Raw genomic sequence first — 15,390 nt, forward strand, 5'->3', positions numbered from 1 at the left:
ACGTACCGGCAGCAGGTGAATGGTTGTTTGCATGAGTGGGCAAACCCCGACTTCGCCGAAGGGCGTGGCGCTTTTGGCTTGGGCGACCAGATTGGCCAGATGACCGCGAGGGGTCATGAAATCGGTCATGGCTGGCCCCCGGCACGCTGCCAGAGGAAATCACCCAGTAAAGCAAGTTGTGGCTTTTTTGCCGTGGTCGAACTCATGCGCACAGTTCTTCGCGTTTATCGAAAGCGGCGACTATGGCGGGATTTTAACTTCGGGGATGTCGGCGGCAAGCGCGGCGACCGGTAGGATTTTTCCGGCGCAAAAAGCTCCGCCGGTTCAAGGGCAGGGCTTTTTGCGACCGACCGAGTGTCAGCTTTGCATCACTGCATCAACACTTCGATCACGCCATCGGCGTTGACACTGACCTGGCTGGTACCGGCTTCGACTTCCGGGGTGGGGGCGGACTCTGCGCGGGCGGCTTTCATCATCATGACGGGGGCGCGCTGGTATGGCTGCGGATAACCCGACGTATTGAGGTTCAGGTTGACCAGTTTGTAACCCTTGCCACCCAAGGCATCGGTCACCAGCTGAGCACGGTTTTTGAAAGCGGCGACGGCGTCCTTGAGCAGGGTGTCTTCGCTGGCTTTGCGCGTGGGAGGGGAGATGGCGAAGTCCATGCCGCCCATTTTCAAATCTTCCAACAGTTCGCCGGTCAGTTTGGAGAGTGCGGCAAAGTCCGCGCTCTCGAGGCGCAATTCGGAGCGTTCGCGCCAGCCGGTGATTTTCTGGCCTTTGTCATCATAGATCGGGTAGCTGTTGCGGCTGCCCTGACGAATCGTGATGTCTTTGACCTGGCGCGCCTGGCCGAGGGCTTTGTTCATGGTTTCGGTGATTTGTGCAGCCAGTTTGGCCGGATCCGTGTCCTGCGCTTCGCTGTACAGCGTGACCATCATCAAGTCGCGTTGGACTTCCTGGCTGACTTCGGCACGTACAGAAACCTGGTTGTAACGAACCTCTTCAGCCAACGCAGGCAGACTGGCAAGCGTTGTGGCGCCAAGGGCGAAGAGGGCGGCAGTGGGGCGAAGGCTGAACATAAAAACTCCTTGTTAACGAACCGGCTGCGACAGGTAACCGTCAGACGGAAAACTATAAGACTGTAGACGAACCATTCAGGTTCCGGCAGCCGTTTCCCTGTGGGAGAATTCATTCGTGAATGAGTCCGCTCCCACGCGGCCTTTTGTATAGAGGCGTTTGCGTCTTTTCAGCGTATGTGGCGCTTTGACGCAGTTTTCGCTGTTTTCACCTTTGCTTGGTTATACTCGCTGCGATTCGCCTGCAGCGCTCATCAGGAGAGCTCATGCTCGCCCCCGTTCAACTGCTTTCAGCTACCCGCCAGAACCTGTGGCGCCTGACCGTTATCCGTACTTTGGTACTGGCCGCGCAAGCGGGTTCGGTGGGTATTGCCTATTTGTTCGACTTGCTGCCTTTGCCGTGGCTGCCCTTGGCTGTCACCCTCGGGGTCTCCATGGTGCTGTGCGTGATGACGGCCATTCGCCTGCGCACGTCGTGGCCGGTTACCGAGCTGGAATACGCCGTACAGCTGGCGCTCGACATGCTGATCCACAGTGTGCTGCTGTATTTCTCCGGCGGTTCGACCAACCCGTTTGTCTCTTATTATCTGGTGCCGTTGACCATTGCTGCGGTGACCCTGCCGTGGCTGTATTCACTGACGCTCTCGGGCCTGGCGCTGGTCAGCTACACGCTGTTGCTGGTGCAGTTCTATCCGATGGGCACCTTTCCCATCGCCCGCGAAAACATGCAGATCTATGGCATGTGGCTGAGCTTTGCTCTGGCGGCGGCGGTCATTACTTTCTTCGCGGCGAAGATGGCCGAGGAGCTGCGGCGCCAGGAGCAGCTGCGTGCAGAGCGTCGGGAGGAGGGCCTGCATGATCAACAATTGTTGGCGGTCGCGACCCAGGCAGCTGGCGCGGCCCACGAATTGGGTACACCCTTGGCGACCATGAGCGTGCTGATCAAGGAAATGCGCCAGGACCATAGCGATCCGCTGTTACAGGAAGACCTCGGCGTGCTGCAAGAGCAGGTCCAACAGTGCAAGCAAACCCTGCAACAGCTGGTGCGCGCGGCTGAGGCTAACCGGCGATTGGTGATCGATGAACAAGACGTCACCGATTGGCTGGACCAAGCCCTGAACCGCTGGCACCTGATGCGCCCCGAAGCCAGCTATCGCTTCCAGCGCCTGGGCCAAGGCACAGTGCCAAGCCTGGCGCCGCCGCCGGACTTGACCCAGGCATTGCTCAATCTGCTGAACAACGCCGCCGATGCCTGCCCGGAAGGGCTGGAAGTACATCTGGGCTGGGACGCCGAAGAAATCTGCATCAGTATTCGTGACCATGGGGCGGGTGTGCCGCCGGCAATCGCCGAACAAATTGGCAAACCGTTTTTTACCACCAAAGGCAAAGGCTTCGGCCTCGGCCTATTTTTGAGCAAGGCCAGCGTGACCCGCGCAGGTGGCTCGGTAAAACTCTACAGTCATGAGGAAGGCGGGACGCTCACTGAGCTTCGCCTGCCCCGTGGCGCCCGAGGAGACAAACATGAGTGACGAGATCCAAGTGGAAGGCGAAGAGCTGCCGCATTTATTGCTGGTAGACGATGACGCCACCTTCACCCGCGTGATGGCGCGGGCTATGAGCCGCCGTGGTTTCCGCGTCAGCACCGCAGGTTCGGCAGAAGAGGGGCTGGCCCTGGCCTTGAATGACGTGCCTGAATACGCTGCGCTCGACCTGAAAATGAATGGCGACTCCGGTTTGGTTCTGCTGCCCAAGCTGCTGGAAATCGACCCGGAAATGCGCGTGGTGATCCTCACCGGTTATTCGAGCATCGCCACTGCTGTCGAAGCAATCAAGCGTGGCGCCTGCAACTACCTGTGCAAGCCGGCCGACGCTGATGATGTGCTGGCGGCCTTGCTGTCCGAGCACGCTGATCTGGATACGCTGGTGCCAGACAACCCGATGTCGGTGGATCGCCTGCAGTGGGAGCACATTCAACGTGTGCTCACTGAGCACGAAGGCAATATTTCCGCGACGGCGCGGGCGCTGGGCATGCATCGCAGGACCTTGCAGCGTAAATTGCAGAAGCGGCCGGTTCGGCGCTGAACGGGGACTGAACGAATGCCTCAGGACTTCGCGAAGCAGCAAGCCGATCATCTATGATCGGCCCGACGCGAGTTCTCTATCCCAATCGAGCCTGAATAATGAATCGCAACGCCGAGTATTCTGCGGTCAATGACGCCGTACGCGGAGAGTTCTTTCGCCGCGTCTGGAAGCTGATAACGCCGTACTGGCGCAGTGAAGAAAAGGGTATGGCCTGGCTACTGCTGGTCTCCGTGATCGCGCTTTCGCTGTTCAGCGTGGCGATCTCGGTGATGATCAACAGCTGGTACAAAGACTTTTATAACGCGCTGCAAGAGAAAGACCTGGCAGCGTTTACCCACCTGATTCTGTATTTCTGTGGCATCGCCACGGTGGCGATTCTGGGGGCGGTATACCGTCTCTATCTGACGCAGATGCTGACCATCCGCTGGCGTCGCTGGCTGACCGAACAGCACTTTACCAAATGGCTCAGCCACAAGAACTACTACCAGTTGGAGCAACACGGCTACACCGATAACCCTGACCAACGGCTGTCCGAAGACCTCAACAGTTTCACCACCAGCACCCTGAGTCTGGCACTGGGTTTGATCCGGACGGTGGTCAGTCTGGTATCGTTCTCGATCATTCTGTGGGGTGTGTCGGGCAGTATCGACCTCTTCGGCATCACGATTCCCGGCTACATGTTTTGGGCCGCGTTTCTGTATGCGGTAGTGGGCAGCTGGCTGACCCACAAAATTGGGCAGCGTCTGATCAAGCTGAGCAACCAGCAAGAGCGCTACGAAGCCGATTTGCGTTTCGCCCTGGTGCGGGTTCGCGAAAATGCTGAAAGCATCGCGTTCTCCAACGGTGAGCCTAATGAAAACAAGCGCTTGAGCGCACGCTTCGGCATGATCTGGAGCAACTACTGGAACGTCATGAAGGTCTCCAAACGCCTGACCTTCTTCACCGCGGGTTATTCGCAGATTGCCACCGTATTTGCTTTCGTCGTGGCGTCACCGCGTTATTTCTCCGGCGCGATCGAGCTGGGCGGTCTGATGCAGATCAACTCTGCATTCGGCAACGTGCAAGAAAACTTCAGCTGGTTCATTGATGCGTACACCACGCTCGCCTCGTGGCGCGCCACGTGTGACCGGTTGCTGAGCTTCCGGCAGGGCATGGCGGACAATGAAGCGCGCACCTCAACCATCAATTTGGACCGAGACGGTGATGGCCTGCATTTTGACAATCTGGCGCTGAACCTGGCGGATGGTCGTGAGCTGCTGGCTGGCGCCAACCTGAACATCGTTCGCGGTGACCGGGTCATGCTCAGCGGTCGTTCCGGCAGCGGCAAAAGTACCTTGCTGCGAGCGTTGGGCGGGTTGTGGAGCGATGGGCAGGGCAACGTGAAGCTGCCCGCCGAGCGTTATCTGTTTTTGCCGCAAAGGCCTTATTTGCCAATCGGCACACTGCGCGAAGCCTTAAGTTATCCACAGGCACCCGAAGCGTATCCCGTCGAGCGCTTTGCTCAGGTGCTTGAAATCTGCCGTTTGATGCACCTGGTACCGCGTCTGGATGAAAGCGATCACTGGCAGCGCATGTTGTCCCCAGGCGAGCAACAGCGTGTGGCCTTCTCCCGGGCGTTGCTCTATGCACCCAGCTGGCTGTACCTGGATGAAGCGACTTCAGCCATGGACGAGGAAGACGAGGCGGTTCTGTACCAGGCGCTGATCGACGAGTTACCGGACGTGACCTTGCTTAGTATCGGCCATCGCAGCAGTCTCAAACGCTTCCATCGACGGCATCTGCGGATTGACGGTGGGCAACTGCGCGAGCAATCTCATCCTGAATTGGTTGTTTGAAACCAATAATCTGAAACCGGCCGAGTTGTTACGAGTGTTGTCGTACAACTCGGTTGAGCTATCATGTGTTTTTTATCGCCTTGGGACAAATGTTCGACATGGATAATCAGAGTCCTGCGCCCCGCGTTCGCAGAAAGCACCGCAGCCTCGCTCAGGAATTGGTCACTGAACTGTCTGAACGGATTCGCGACGGCCAATTGAAGCGCGGAGACAAGTTGCCGACCGAGTCGGCGATCATGCAAGAGCAGGGCGTCAGCCGGACAGTGGTGCGCGAGGCGATCTCGCGTTTGCAGGCGTCCGGGCTGGTGGAAACCCGGCATGGCATCGGCACTTTCGTGCTGGATACGCCGAGCCCGAGCGGCTTTCGAATCGATCCGGCGACCATTGTCACCTTGCGTGATGTGCTGGCGATTCTTGAGTTGCGCATCAGCCTTGAGGTGGAATCCGCAGGATTGGCCGCGCAACGTCGCACCCCCGAGCAACTGGCCGCCATGCGTGCTGCGCTGGATGCCCTGATTGAAAGTGCGTCCCAGGCCGGTGATGCGGTGGCGTCAGACTTTCAGTTCCACTTGCAGATCGCCTTGTCCACCGGCAACCGCTACTTCGTCGACATCATGACCCATCTGGGTACCAGCATCATTCCGCGTACCCGAATCAATTCGGCGCGTCTGGCTCATGATGATCAACAGCACTACTTGAACCGCCTGAGCCGCGAGCACGAAGAAATCTTCGAGGCCATCGCCCGCCAGGACTCCGACGCTGCCCGCGCGGCCATGCGCCTGCACCTGACCAACAGCCGTGAACGCCTGCGTCATGCCCATGAACTGGCGGAACAGCAGCAGGCTTAATTCCTGTAGGAGCTGCCGAAGGCTGCGATAAGGCCGGAACGGCCTTCACACGATCAACCGTCGCAACCGGATGCAGTTTCCCTGGCCGCTGATCGGCCCTCACGCCCCCAAACCAAATTCCCGCACATTCCTGTTGAGTGATCTTATCTTAAGTTGTACGATGACGTACGACATCGGTTTGGAGCTGATGTGCTTCCTCCACATTTTGCTATCCAGGGTGTTCAAATAATGAGTCCACAAGAACTGAAGTCCATCCTCTCTTCCGGCCTGTTGTCCTTCCCGGTCACCGATTTCAATGCTCAGGGCGATTTCCATCGCGCGGGCTATATCAAGCGTCTTGAGTGGCTGGCCCCTTACGGCGCCACGGCCTTGTTCGCCGCTGGCGGCACCGGTGAGTTCTTCTCCCTGGCGGCCAGCGAATACTCCGAAGTGATCAAGACGGCTGTAGACACCTGCGCCACCAGTGTGCCGATCCTGGCCGGTGTCGGTGGCTCTACCCGTCAAGCCATCGAATACGCTCAAGAAGCCGAGCGCCTGGGCGCCAAAGGCTTGCTGTTGCTGCCGCACTACTTGACCGAGGCCAGCCAGGACGGGGTTGCCGCGCACGTTGAAGCCGTGTGCAAATCGGTCAATATCGGCGTGATTGTTTACAACCGTAACGTCTGCCGCCTGACTGCGCCGCTGCTGGAGCGTCTGGCTGAGACTTGCCCGAACCTGATCGGTTACAAAGACGGTCTGGGTGACATCGAACTGATGGTGTCGATCCGCCGTCGTCTGGGTGATCGTTTCAGCTACCTGGGTGGCTTGCCGACCGCCGAAGTCTACGCCGCGGCTTACAAGGCGCTGGGCGTTCCGGTCTACTCCTCGGCGGTGTTCAACTTCCTGCCGAAAATGGCGATGGACTTCTACCACGCCATTGCCCGTGACGATCACGCCACCGTCGGCAAGCTGATTGATGACTTCTTCCTGCCTTACCTGGACATCCGTAATCGCAAATCGGGTTACGCGGTCAGTATCGTCAAGGCAGGCGCGAAAATCGCCGGTTACGACGCAGGTCCCGTACGGACCCCACTGACCGACCTGACCCCTGAAGAGTTCGAAATGCTGGCTGCGCTGATCGACAAGCAGGGCGCGCAGTAAAAGTCGTATGAATCAAGGCCGCTGATCCGTCAGCGGTTTTTTGCCTTTTCAGGAGAATGTCCGTGTCTGATTCAAAGCGTTTCGATAACTACATGGGTGGTGAGTGGGTTGCCGGTGCGACCTACTCTTCCAACATCAACCCGTCCGATCTGTCGGATGTGATCGGTGAATACGCCCAAGCCGACGTGGCGCAGGTCAATGCCGCCATTGATGCAGCCCGCAGCGCATTCCCTGCGTGGTCGACGTCCGGTATTCAGGCGCGTAGCGACTCGCTGGACAAAGTGGGTAGCGAAATCCTCGCCCGTCGCGAAGAGCTCGGCACCTTGCTTGCCCGTGAAGAAGGCAAAACCTTGCCTGAAGCAATTGGCGAAGTGACCCGCGCGGGCAACATCTTCAAATTTTTCGCCGGTGAATGCCTACGCATTTCTGGCGATTACATCCCGTCAGTGCGTCCGGGCGTCAACGTTGAAGTGACTCGCGAAGCGCTGGGTGTGGTCGGACTGATCACGCCGTGGAACTTCCCGATTGCCATTCCGGCCTGGAAAATCGCTCCAGCGCTGGCCTACGGCAACTGTGTGGTGATCAAGCCTGCGGACCTGGTTCCGGGTTGTGCTTGGGCGCTGGCTGAAATCATCTCCCGTGCAGGCTTCCCGGCGGGTGTGTTTAACCTGGTGATGGGCAGTGGGCGTGTGGTCGGTGACGTGATGGTCAAAAGCCGCAAGGTTGATGGCATCAGCTTCACCGGTTCGGTCGGCGTTGGTCGCCAGATCGCGGTCGATTGCATTGCGCGTCAAGCCAAAGTACAGCTGGAAATGGGTGGCAAGAACCCGCAGGTCATTCTCGATGACGCTGACCTCAAACAAGCGGTCGAGCTGTCGGTCCAGAGCGCGTTCTACTCCACCGGTCAACGTTGCACCGCTTCCAGCCGCTTTATCGTAACGGCTGGCATTCACGACAAATTCGTTGAAGCCATGGCCGAGCGCATGCGTTCGATCAAGGTTGGCCATGCGCTGAAGTCAGGCATCGATATCGGTCCAGTTGTATCCAAGGCCCAGCTTGATCAAGACATGAGCTACGTCGCCATCGCGCAGGATGAAGGCGCACGTCTGGTAACCGGCGGTGAGTTGGTCACTTGCGACACCGAAGGTTACTTCCTGGCACCGACCCTGTTCGCTGACAGCACCGCAGAGATGCGCATCAGCAAGGAAGAAGTTTTTGGTCCGGTTGCGAACATTGTTCGCGTCGCGGATTACGAAGCAGCGCTGGCCATGGCCAACGACACCGAGTTCGGTCTGTCGGCGGGCATCGCGACGACGTCGCTGAAGTACGCCAACCACTTCAAACGTCATTCTCAGGCCGGGATGGTGATGATCAACCTGCCAACGGCCGGTGTTGATTACCACGTGCCGTTCGGTGGTCGTAAGGGTTCGTCCTACGGTTCGCGTGAGCAGGGTCGCTATGCGCAAGAGTTCTATACCGTCGTAAAAACCAGCTACATCGGTTCGTAAGTCGACGATCTGTAGACGCTGCCGCAGCCTTCGGCAGCGTCTACATGAGCCACACATAAAAATGTTTTACCCGCACAAAAAAATAATTAGTGGGAGTACATGCACATGCAACAGGCCAAGCCGACTCACGTCCGCTATTTGATTTTGCTCATGCTTTTTCTGGTGACCACGATCAACTATGCCGACCGTGCAACCATCGCGATCGCGGGCTCCAGCCTGCAAAAAGACCTCGGCATCGACGCGGTTACCCTCGGTTATATCTTCTCTGCGTTCGGCTGGGCCTATGTGGCTGGTCAGATCCCTGGCGGCTGGCTGCTCGACCGTTTCGGTTCGAAAAGAGTCTATGCCTTGAGTATCTTCACGTGGTCGCTGTTCACCGTGCTGCAAGGTTATGTCGGTGAGTTCGGGGTCTCGACCGCCATCGTTGCGCTGTTTATGCTGCGCTTCCTGGTCGGGCTGGCTGAAGCGCCATCCTTCCCCGGCAACGCCCGCATTGTGGCCGCCTGGTTCCCGACCGCCGAACGCGGCACGGCCTCGGCCATCTTCAACTCTGCGCAATACTTCGCCACCGTGTTGTTCGCGCCGCTGATGGGATGGATCGTCTACACCTACGGCTGGCAGCATGTATTCGTGGTCATGGGCGGCGTCGGTGTCGTGTTCTCGCTGATCTGGCTGAACGTTATCCACAGCCCGCGCAATCACCCAAAGATCAACGAAGCCGAGTTCAACCATATCGCTAACAATGGCGGCATGGTCGACATGGATCAAGACAAAGGCAAAGGCGCCAGCGGCGGTCCGAAGTGGGATTTCGTGCGTCAGCTGTTGACCAATCGCATGATGCTTGGCGTTTACCTGGGCCAATACTGCATCAATGGCATCACTTACTTCTTCCTGACCTGGTTCCCGGTGTATCTGGTTCAGGAGCGTGGAATGACTATCCTCAAGGCGGGCATTATTGCTTCGCTGCCTGCCATCTGCGGCTTTATCGGTGGGGTGCTGGGCGGGATCATTTCCGACTACCTGTTGCGTAAAGGTCACTCCCTGACCTTTGCTCGCAAGGCGCCGATTATCGGTGGTCTGCTGTTGTCGACCACTATCGTGGCCTGTAACTACGTTGATATCGAATGGATGGTGGTCGGCTTCATGGCGCTGGCCTTCTTCGGCAAAGGCGTTGGTGCGCTGGGTTGGGCAGTGGTGTCCGACACCTCGCCGAAACAGATCGCCGGTTTGAGCGGTGGCCTGTTCAATATGTTCGGCAACATCGCTTCAATCACTACCCCGATCGTGATTGGCTACATCATCAGCGCCACCGGCTCATTCAAATGGGCTTTGGTGTTCGTCGGCGCCAATGCGCTGGTGGCGGTGTTCAGCTACCTGGTGATCGTCGGGCCAATCAAGCGTGTCGTCTTGACCGAGCCGCCAGCCAAGGGGCCTTTGACCGGTGACAACGCCGGCACACTTTCTCAAGCAAAATCCTGAGGAAAACCGTGATGAACCTGATTCAACATGCCGACTCGCCGCGCTACATCCGCTTGCATGAACTGGATAATGTGGCGGTTGTGGTCAATGACCAAGGCGTCCCGGCCGGTACACGGTTCGATAACGGCCTGGTGACCCTCGATAACGTGCCGCAAAGCCACAAGGTCAATCTGGTGGACATCGCCGAAGGCCAACCGGTGATCCGTTACGGACAAACCATCGGTTATGCCTTACAAGCGATTCCGCGTGGTAGCTGGGTGAGAGAAGACCAACTGCGCATGCCCACCGCGCCACCGCTGGACAGCTTGCCACTGTCTACCGAGGTGCCTGAAAAACAGGCGCCGCTGGAAGGCTTCACGTTTGAAGGTTATCGCAACGCCGACGGTACCGTCGGTACGCGCAATATCCTCGGCATCACCACCACCGTGCAGTGCGTGACGGGGGTGCTCGATCACGCAGTCAAACGTATCCGTGATGAGTTGCTGCCCAAGTACCCGAACGTCGATGACGTGGTGGCGCTGACTCACAGCTATGGCTGCGGGGTGGCGATCACCGCGACTGATGCTTATATCCCGATTCGCACCGTGCGCAATCTGGCGCGCAACCCGAACCTGGGGGGGAGGCGCTGGTGATCAGTCTGGGCTGCGAGAAATTGCAGCCGGGGCAGGTGATGCACGAAAACGACAGTTCGGTGGATCTCGATGACCCCTGGCTGTATCGCCTGCAGGACTCCAGCCATGGCTTCGTTGAAATGATCGAGGAGATCATGGACATGGCTGAAGCCCGTCTGAAAAAGCTCGACCAGCGTCGTCGCGAAACCGTGCCGGCGTCCGAACTGATTCTGGGCATGCAGTGCGGCGGCAGCGATGCGTTCAGTGGTATCACCGCCAACCCGGCGCTGGGCTTTGCTTCGGATCTGTTACTGCGGGCCGGGGCGACGGTGATGTTCTCCGAAGTCACGGAAGTGCGCGACGCCATTTACCTGCTGACTTCCAGGGCCGAAACCAAAGAAGTCGCGCAAGAACTGGTTCGTGAAATGGACTGGTACGACCGTTACCTCGCTAAGGGTGAAGCGGATCGCAGCGCCAATACCACGCCAGGCAACAAGAAGGGCGGGTTGTCGAACATCGTCGAGAAGTCCTTGGGCTCCATCGTCAAGTCCGGCAGCAGCGCAATCAACGGCGTGCTCGGCCCTGGCGAACGGTTCAAGCGCAAAGGACTGATTTTCTGTGCGACACCGGCCAGCGATTTCGTCTGCGGTACGTTGCAACTGGCAGCAGGGATGAACCTGCATGTGTTCACCACGGGACGCGGCACGCCCTATGGTTTGGCCATGGCGCCGGTGGTGAAAGTGTCTACTCGCACCGAGCTGGCCCAGCGCTGGCCGGACCTGATCGACATTGATGCCGGGCGCATCGCCACGGGGCGCGCGAGCATCGAAGACCTGGGTTGGGAGTTGTTCCACTTCTACCTGGACGTTGCCAGCGGCAAGAAAAAAACCTGCGCCGAAGCGCTCCGGCTGCACAACGACATCACTTTGTTCAACCCTGCACCGATTACGTGATATCGCATCAACCCTTTCGCGAATAAATGCGCCCACGGAGGCTGTGCAGGGGCCTGGTGGGGCGGGGTTATTCGCGATATAGAACTTCCCACAGGGGCAGCGGCAGACTCACTTCACCAACAACTCATCAATCAAACTCAAACAATGAGTCAGGCTGGGGGTTACATCACCCATGCGTCGGCTGAGGATGATGGGTGAGGTGGCGTTTGATTCGAGCAGGGTGGTGTAGCCAATGTCTACCCGGTGCAGCAATTGCACTGAGGCGGGCACCAGGGTGATGCCGATGCCGGCGCCTACCAGACCAATCGCCGTCTGCATTTCGTTGGTCCACTGCGCGACGTTGATGCTCAGGCCATGAGCGGCGAACAGCGCCAGGATGTGGTCAGCATAGCTGGGTCGCGGGTTGCCGGGATACAGCACAAAAGGCTCGCGTGCCAGTTGCGCGAGTGTAGCGGGCCCCGCGAGCAGCGGATGGCCTGCGGGGAGGACGGCGACAAGCCGGTCTTCGGTGAGGATGCGTTGATGGATCGCCGGATCGTCGATGTGAATTCGACCAAAACCGATGTCGATGCGTCCGGCTTTCAAGGCCTGCACTTGCTGCAGAGTGGTCATTTCCGACAGCCCCAGTTCCAGATCAAGCTGCTCATCGCTGCGCAGTCGACGAATCAACTCTGGCAACACGCCATACAGGGTCGAAGGGGCGAAGCCGATGCCCATCCAGGTCTTCTGGCCAGCGCCAATGCGTCGAGTGTTGTCGCAAACGGTGCCAAGTTGATTGAGCAGGGTATGAGAGTGTTCGTAGAAATAACGCCCGGCCTCGGTCAGGCGCAACGGGCGACCGCGCTCCAGCAATACAACCCCGAGTTCATCTTCGAGCTGTTGGATTTGCCGGCTCAACGGTGGCTGGGCGATGTGCAACCGCTCTGCGGCACGGGTGAAGTTCAGGGTCTCGGCGAGTACCTGAAAGTAACGCAGATGACGAAGCTCCATAGGGACTCCTTGGGCAGCGCCGCGAGAAGGGCTTCTGCATACCTTTAAAGTATCGAACGAGACTAATTCTATATTGGAAAGGGTAAAAAGGTCGGCTCAATATCAAGTTCGAAAACAAAAGAACCTGATGGGTATTGAAATGACCGTTACCGTGATCACGTCGCTGGAGACGATTATCGTCGACCTGCCGACCATCCGCCCGCACAAGCTGGCCATGCACACGATGCAGAATCAGACACTGGTGGTGATTCGGGTGCGCTGTTCCGACGGTGTTGAAGGCGTCGGCGAGTCCACCACTATAGGTGGCCTGAGCTACGGCAACGAAAGTCCGGAAAGCATTAAAACCAACATCGACACCCACTTGGCACCCCTGCTGGTGGGCCAGGATGCGGGCAATATCAACGCCGCCATGCTGCGCCTTGATCGCGCCGCCAAGGGCAACACTTTCGCCAAATCCGGGATTGAAAGTGCACTGCTCGATGCGCAAGGCAAGCGTTTGGGGATGCCCGTCAGCGAACTGCTCGGTGGCCGGGTCCGCGATGCGTTGCAAGTGGCCTGGACCCTGGCCAGTGGCGACACTGTGCGTGACATTGCCGAAGCCGAAAAAATGCTCGATATCCGCCGCCACCGGATCTTCAAATTGAAAATCGGTGCCGGAGAAGTACACAAGGATCTGGCCCACGTTATCGCGATCAAACACGCCTTGGGCGACCGCGCCAGTGTGCGGGTCGACGTCAATCAGGCGTGGGATGAAGCCGTGGCAATCCGTGCTTGTCAGGTATTGGCCGACAATGGCATCGACCTGATCGAACAACCTATTTCGCGCAATAACCGTGCGGGCATGGCCCGCCTGAATGCGCGCAGCCCGGCACCGATCATGGCCGATGAATCCATCGAATGTGTTGAAGATGCCTTCAACCTGGCTCGCGAAGGCGCAGCCTCGGTGTTCGCCCTGAAAATCGCCAAGAACGGCGGCCCACGTGCGGTGTTGCGTACAGCTGCAATCGCCGAAGCGGCAGGTATCGGTCTGTATGGCGGTACCATGCTCGAGGGCGGCATCGGCACGCTGGCTTCTGCTCACGCGTTCCTGACCCTTGCCAAACTGACCTGGGACACCGAGCTGTTCGGGCCACTGTTACTGACCGAAGATATTTTGACCCAACCGCTGGTGTATCGCGATTTCCAACTGCACGTTCCACGCACGCCTGGCCTGGGTTTGAGCCTGGATGAAGAGCGCTTGGCGTTCTTCCGCCGTGACAAGACGTCCACTGCTATCAGCCTTGCCTGAGGAGGCCATCAACATGTTGTTCCACGTAAAAATGACCGTGAATATCCCCCTCGACGAGGACCCGGAAAAGGTCGTCCGGCTCAAGGCTGAAGAAAAAGCGCTCTCCCAGCGTCTGCAGGAATCCGGCAAGTGGCGACACATCTGGCGCATCGCCGGGTTGTACGCCAACTACAGCGTGTTCGACGTCGACAGCGTTCAGGAGCTGCACGACCTGCTGATGCAATTGCCGTTGTATCCGTACATGGCCATCGAAGTGAATGCCTTGTGCCGTCACCCTTCATCCATTCGCGAAGACGACCGATAGCCGACTCCCGTGCTTGCGTGCTTCCTAATAAATACAAAATTTGAGGCTCTGATAATGACTGTAAAAATTGCTCAAACCGAAGGCGTCCAGCAGTTCCTCAAGGAAGCCAGTGGTCAGCTCAATGACGCGGGTAATCCGAGGGTCAAGACGCTGGTGCATCGCATCCTGAAAGACACGGTAAACATCATCGAAGAGCTGAGTGTGACCCCGGAAGAATTCTGGAAAGCGGTCAACTACCTGAATGAACTCGGTGCTCGCCAGGAAGCAGGCTTGTTGGTTGCAGGTCTTGGCCTGGAGCACTACCTCGACTTGGTGATGGACGCCCAAGACGAAGAGGCCGGCAAGTCAGGTGGCACGCCGCGCACCATCGAAGGTCCGTTGTATGTGGCTGGTGCTCCCCTGAGCAAAGTCGAAGCGCGACTGGACGATGGCACTGATGCCGGTACCGTGTTGTTCATGAAAGGCCAGGTCAAGGATCTGGACGGCAAGCCAGTCGCTAACACCATTGTCGATGTCTGGCATGCCAATACCGGGGGTACGTACTCGTACTTCGACGGCACGCAATCGGAATTCAACCTGCGTCGCCGTATCGAGACCGATGCCCAAGGCAACTATCGTTTTCGCAGCATCGTGCCGTCGGGTTACGGCTGCCCACCGGACGGTCCAACGCAAAAGCTGCTCGACCAATTGGGGCGCCACGGGCAGCGTCCGGCGCATATCCACTTCTTCATCTCGGCCCCCGGTCATCGCCACCTGACGACCCAGATCAACCTGTCAGGTGAGCAGTACCTGCACGACGACTTCGCCTACGCCACACGTGACGAGCTGATCGCCGACATTCGCTTCAGTGAAGACCCGGCTGCCGCGCGAGCCCATGGTGTCGAAGGCCGCTTTGCCGAAATCGCCTTCGACTTCACCGTGCAATCCTCCGACACGACCCAAGAGCAGGGGCGAATGGAGCGGGTGCGCGCGCTGGAAAGTTGACAGGCGGGTTTAAACTGTAAAAAAACAGGTGCTTCGGCGCCTGTTTTTGTAGGTGCCAGGTATGTGCACTTAGGCATTGGATTGCACATGACATACTTCATGGCAATAGGCATAGCTTGCTGGCAAAGTTGCCGTATCACAGGGTCGATTATCAAGGCGGCCAAGTGCGGAACCGGAGGAAACGGTATGACTTTATTCGGGCAACGTTACATTGATAAATGCTCTTGATAGGCAGCTATCGGTTAGAGGAGGCGTCAAGGCTTAATTTGATTAGATCAAAGTACTATAG

12 protein-coding genes and 1 pseudogene are annotated in these 15,390 nt (G+C 58.1%); 11 read left to right on the forward strand and 2 right to left on the reverse strand.

What is annotated here, in order from left to right; translation table 11 throughout:
- Window positions 1-368 precede the first annotated feature (368 nt).
- Window positions 369-1,082, reverse strand: coding sequence for an SIMPL domain-containing protein (locus QN399_RS19825; RefSeq protein WP_322278198.1), 714 nt, complete (start codon window positions 1,080-1,082; stop codon window positions 369-371).
- Window positions 1,083-1,345: 263 nt separating this feature from the next.
- Between QN399_RS19825 and QN399_RS19830 the strand changes: the two genes are divergently transcribed.
- The 8 genes and pseudogenes from QN399_RS19830 to garD all read left to right on the forward strand — a co-directional run bounded on the left by QN399_RS19830 (window position 1,346) and on the right by garD (window position 11,535).
- Window positions 1,346-2,608, forward strand: a complete 1,263-nt coding sequence (locus tag QN399_RS19830; RefSeq protein ID WP_322278200.1) for an ATP-binding protein — start codon at window positions 1,346-1,348, stop codon at window positions 2,606-2,608.
- Window positions 2,601-3,161 carry a response regulator transcription factor gene (locus QN399_RS19835; RefSeq protein ID WP_322177726.1) on the forward strand — a complete coding sequence of 187 codons (561 nt, stop codon included), beginning with the start codon at window positions 2,601-2,603 and terminating at the stop codon, window positions 3,159-3,161. Before QN399_RS19830 ends, QN399_RS19835 begins: the two co-directional genes overlap by 8 nt.
- 98 nt (window positions 3,162-3,259) lie before the next feature.
- Window positions 3,260-4,996, forward strand: a complete 1,737-nt coding sequence (locus QN399_RS19840) for an ABC transporter ATP-binding protein/permease (protein ID WP_322278202.1) — start codon at window positions 3,260-3,262, stop codon at window positions 4,994-4,996.
- Between the two features lie 98 nt (window positions 4,997-5,094).
- Complete coding sequence (locus tag QN399_RS19845) at window positions 5,095-5,844, forward strand: FadR/GntR family transcriptional regulator (protein ID WP_330201457.1); 750 nt, start codon at window positions 5,095-5,097, stop codon at window positions 5,842-5,844.
- Window positions 5,845-6,072: 228 nt separating this feature from the next.
- On the forward strand, window positions 6,073-6,984 hold the full coding sequence (gene kdgD, locus QN399_RS19850; RefSeq protein ID WP_330201458.1) for a 5-dehydro-4-deoxyglucarate dehydratase: 912 nt from the start codon (window positions 6,073-6,075) through the stop codon (window positions 6,982-6,984).
- A 62-nt stretch (window positions 6,985-7,046) separates the two neighbouring features.
- Entirely contained in the window at window positions 7,047-8,492 is a 1,446-nt protein-coding gene (locus QN399_RS19855; RefSeq protein WP_322278213.1) for an aldehyde dehydrogenase family protein, read from the forward strand.
- A 105-nt stretch (window positions 8,493-8,597) separates the two neighbouring features.
- A complete protein-coding gene (locus QN399_RS19860) occupies window positions 8,598-9,971 on the forward strand; it encodes an MFS transporter (protein WP_322278215.1) in 1,374 nt (457 codons plus the stop codon).
- A gap of 11 nt (window positions 9,972-9,982) precedes the next feature.
- Window positions 9,983-11,535 (forward strand): annotated as a pseudogene (gene garD, locus QN399_RS19865) (galactarate dehydratase).
- A gap of 108 nt (window positions 11,536-11,643) precedes the next feature.
- On the opposite strand, the gene QN399_RS19870 reads toward garD, so the two are convergent.
- Entirely contained in the window at window positions 11,644-12,525 is an 882-nt protein-coding gene (locus tag QN399_RS19870; RefSeq protein ID WP_330201459.1) for a LysR family transcriptional regulator, read from the reverse strand.
- A 139-nt stretch (window positions 12,526-12,664) separates the two neighbouring features.
- On the opposite strand from QN399_RS19870, the gene QN399_RS19875 reads away from it, so the two are divergent.
- Genes QN399_RS19875 through catA form a run of 3 tightly spaced genes read left to right on the forward strand, consistent with a single transcriptional unit; the run spans window position 12,665 to window position 15,101 of the window.
- The gene (locus QN399_RS19875; RefSeq protein WP_330201517.1) at window positions 12,665-13,813 is read left to right on the forward strand and encodes a muconate cycloisomerase family protein; all 1,149 of its coding nucleotides are present in this window, start codon (window positions 12,665-12,667) and stop codon (window positions 13,811-13,813) included.
- A 13-nt stretch (window positions 13,814-13,826) separates the two neighbouring features.
- Window positions 13,827-14,117, forward strand: coding sequence for a muconolactone Delta-isomerase (gene catC, locus QN399_RS19880; protein WP_322177734.1), 291 nt, complete (start codon window positions 13,827-13,829; stop codon window positions 14,115-14,117).
- 54 nt (window positions 14,118-14,171) lie between these two features.
- On the forward strand, window positions 14,172-15,101 hold the full coding sequence (gene catA, locus QN399_RS19885) for a catechol 1,2-dioxygenase (RefSeq protein WP_330201460.1): 930 nt from the start codon (window positions 14,172-14,174) through the stop codon (window positions 15,099-15,101).
- Window positions 15,102-15,390 lie beyond the last annotated feature (289 nt).

The organism is Pseudomonas sp. 10C3 (assembly GCF_036346185.1).
Lineage (GTDB): Bacteria > Pseudomonadota > Gammaproteobacteria > Pseudomonadales > Pseudomonadaceae > Aquipseudomonas.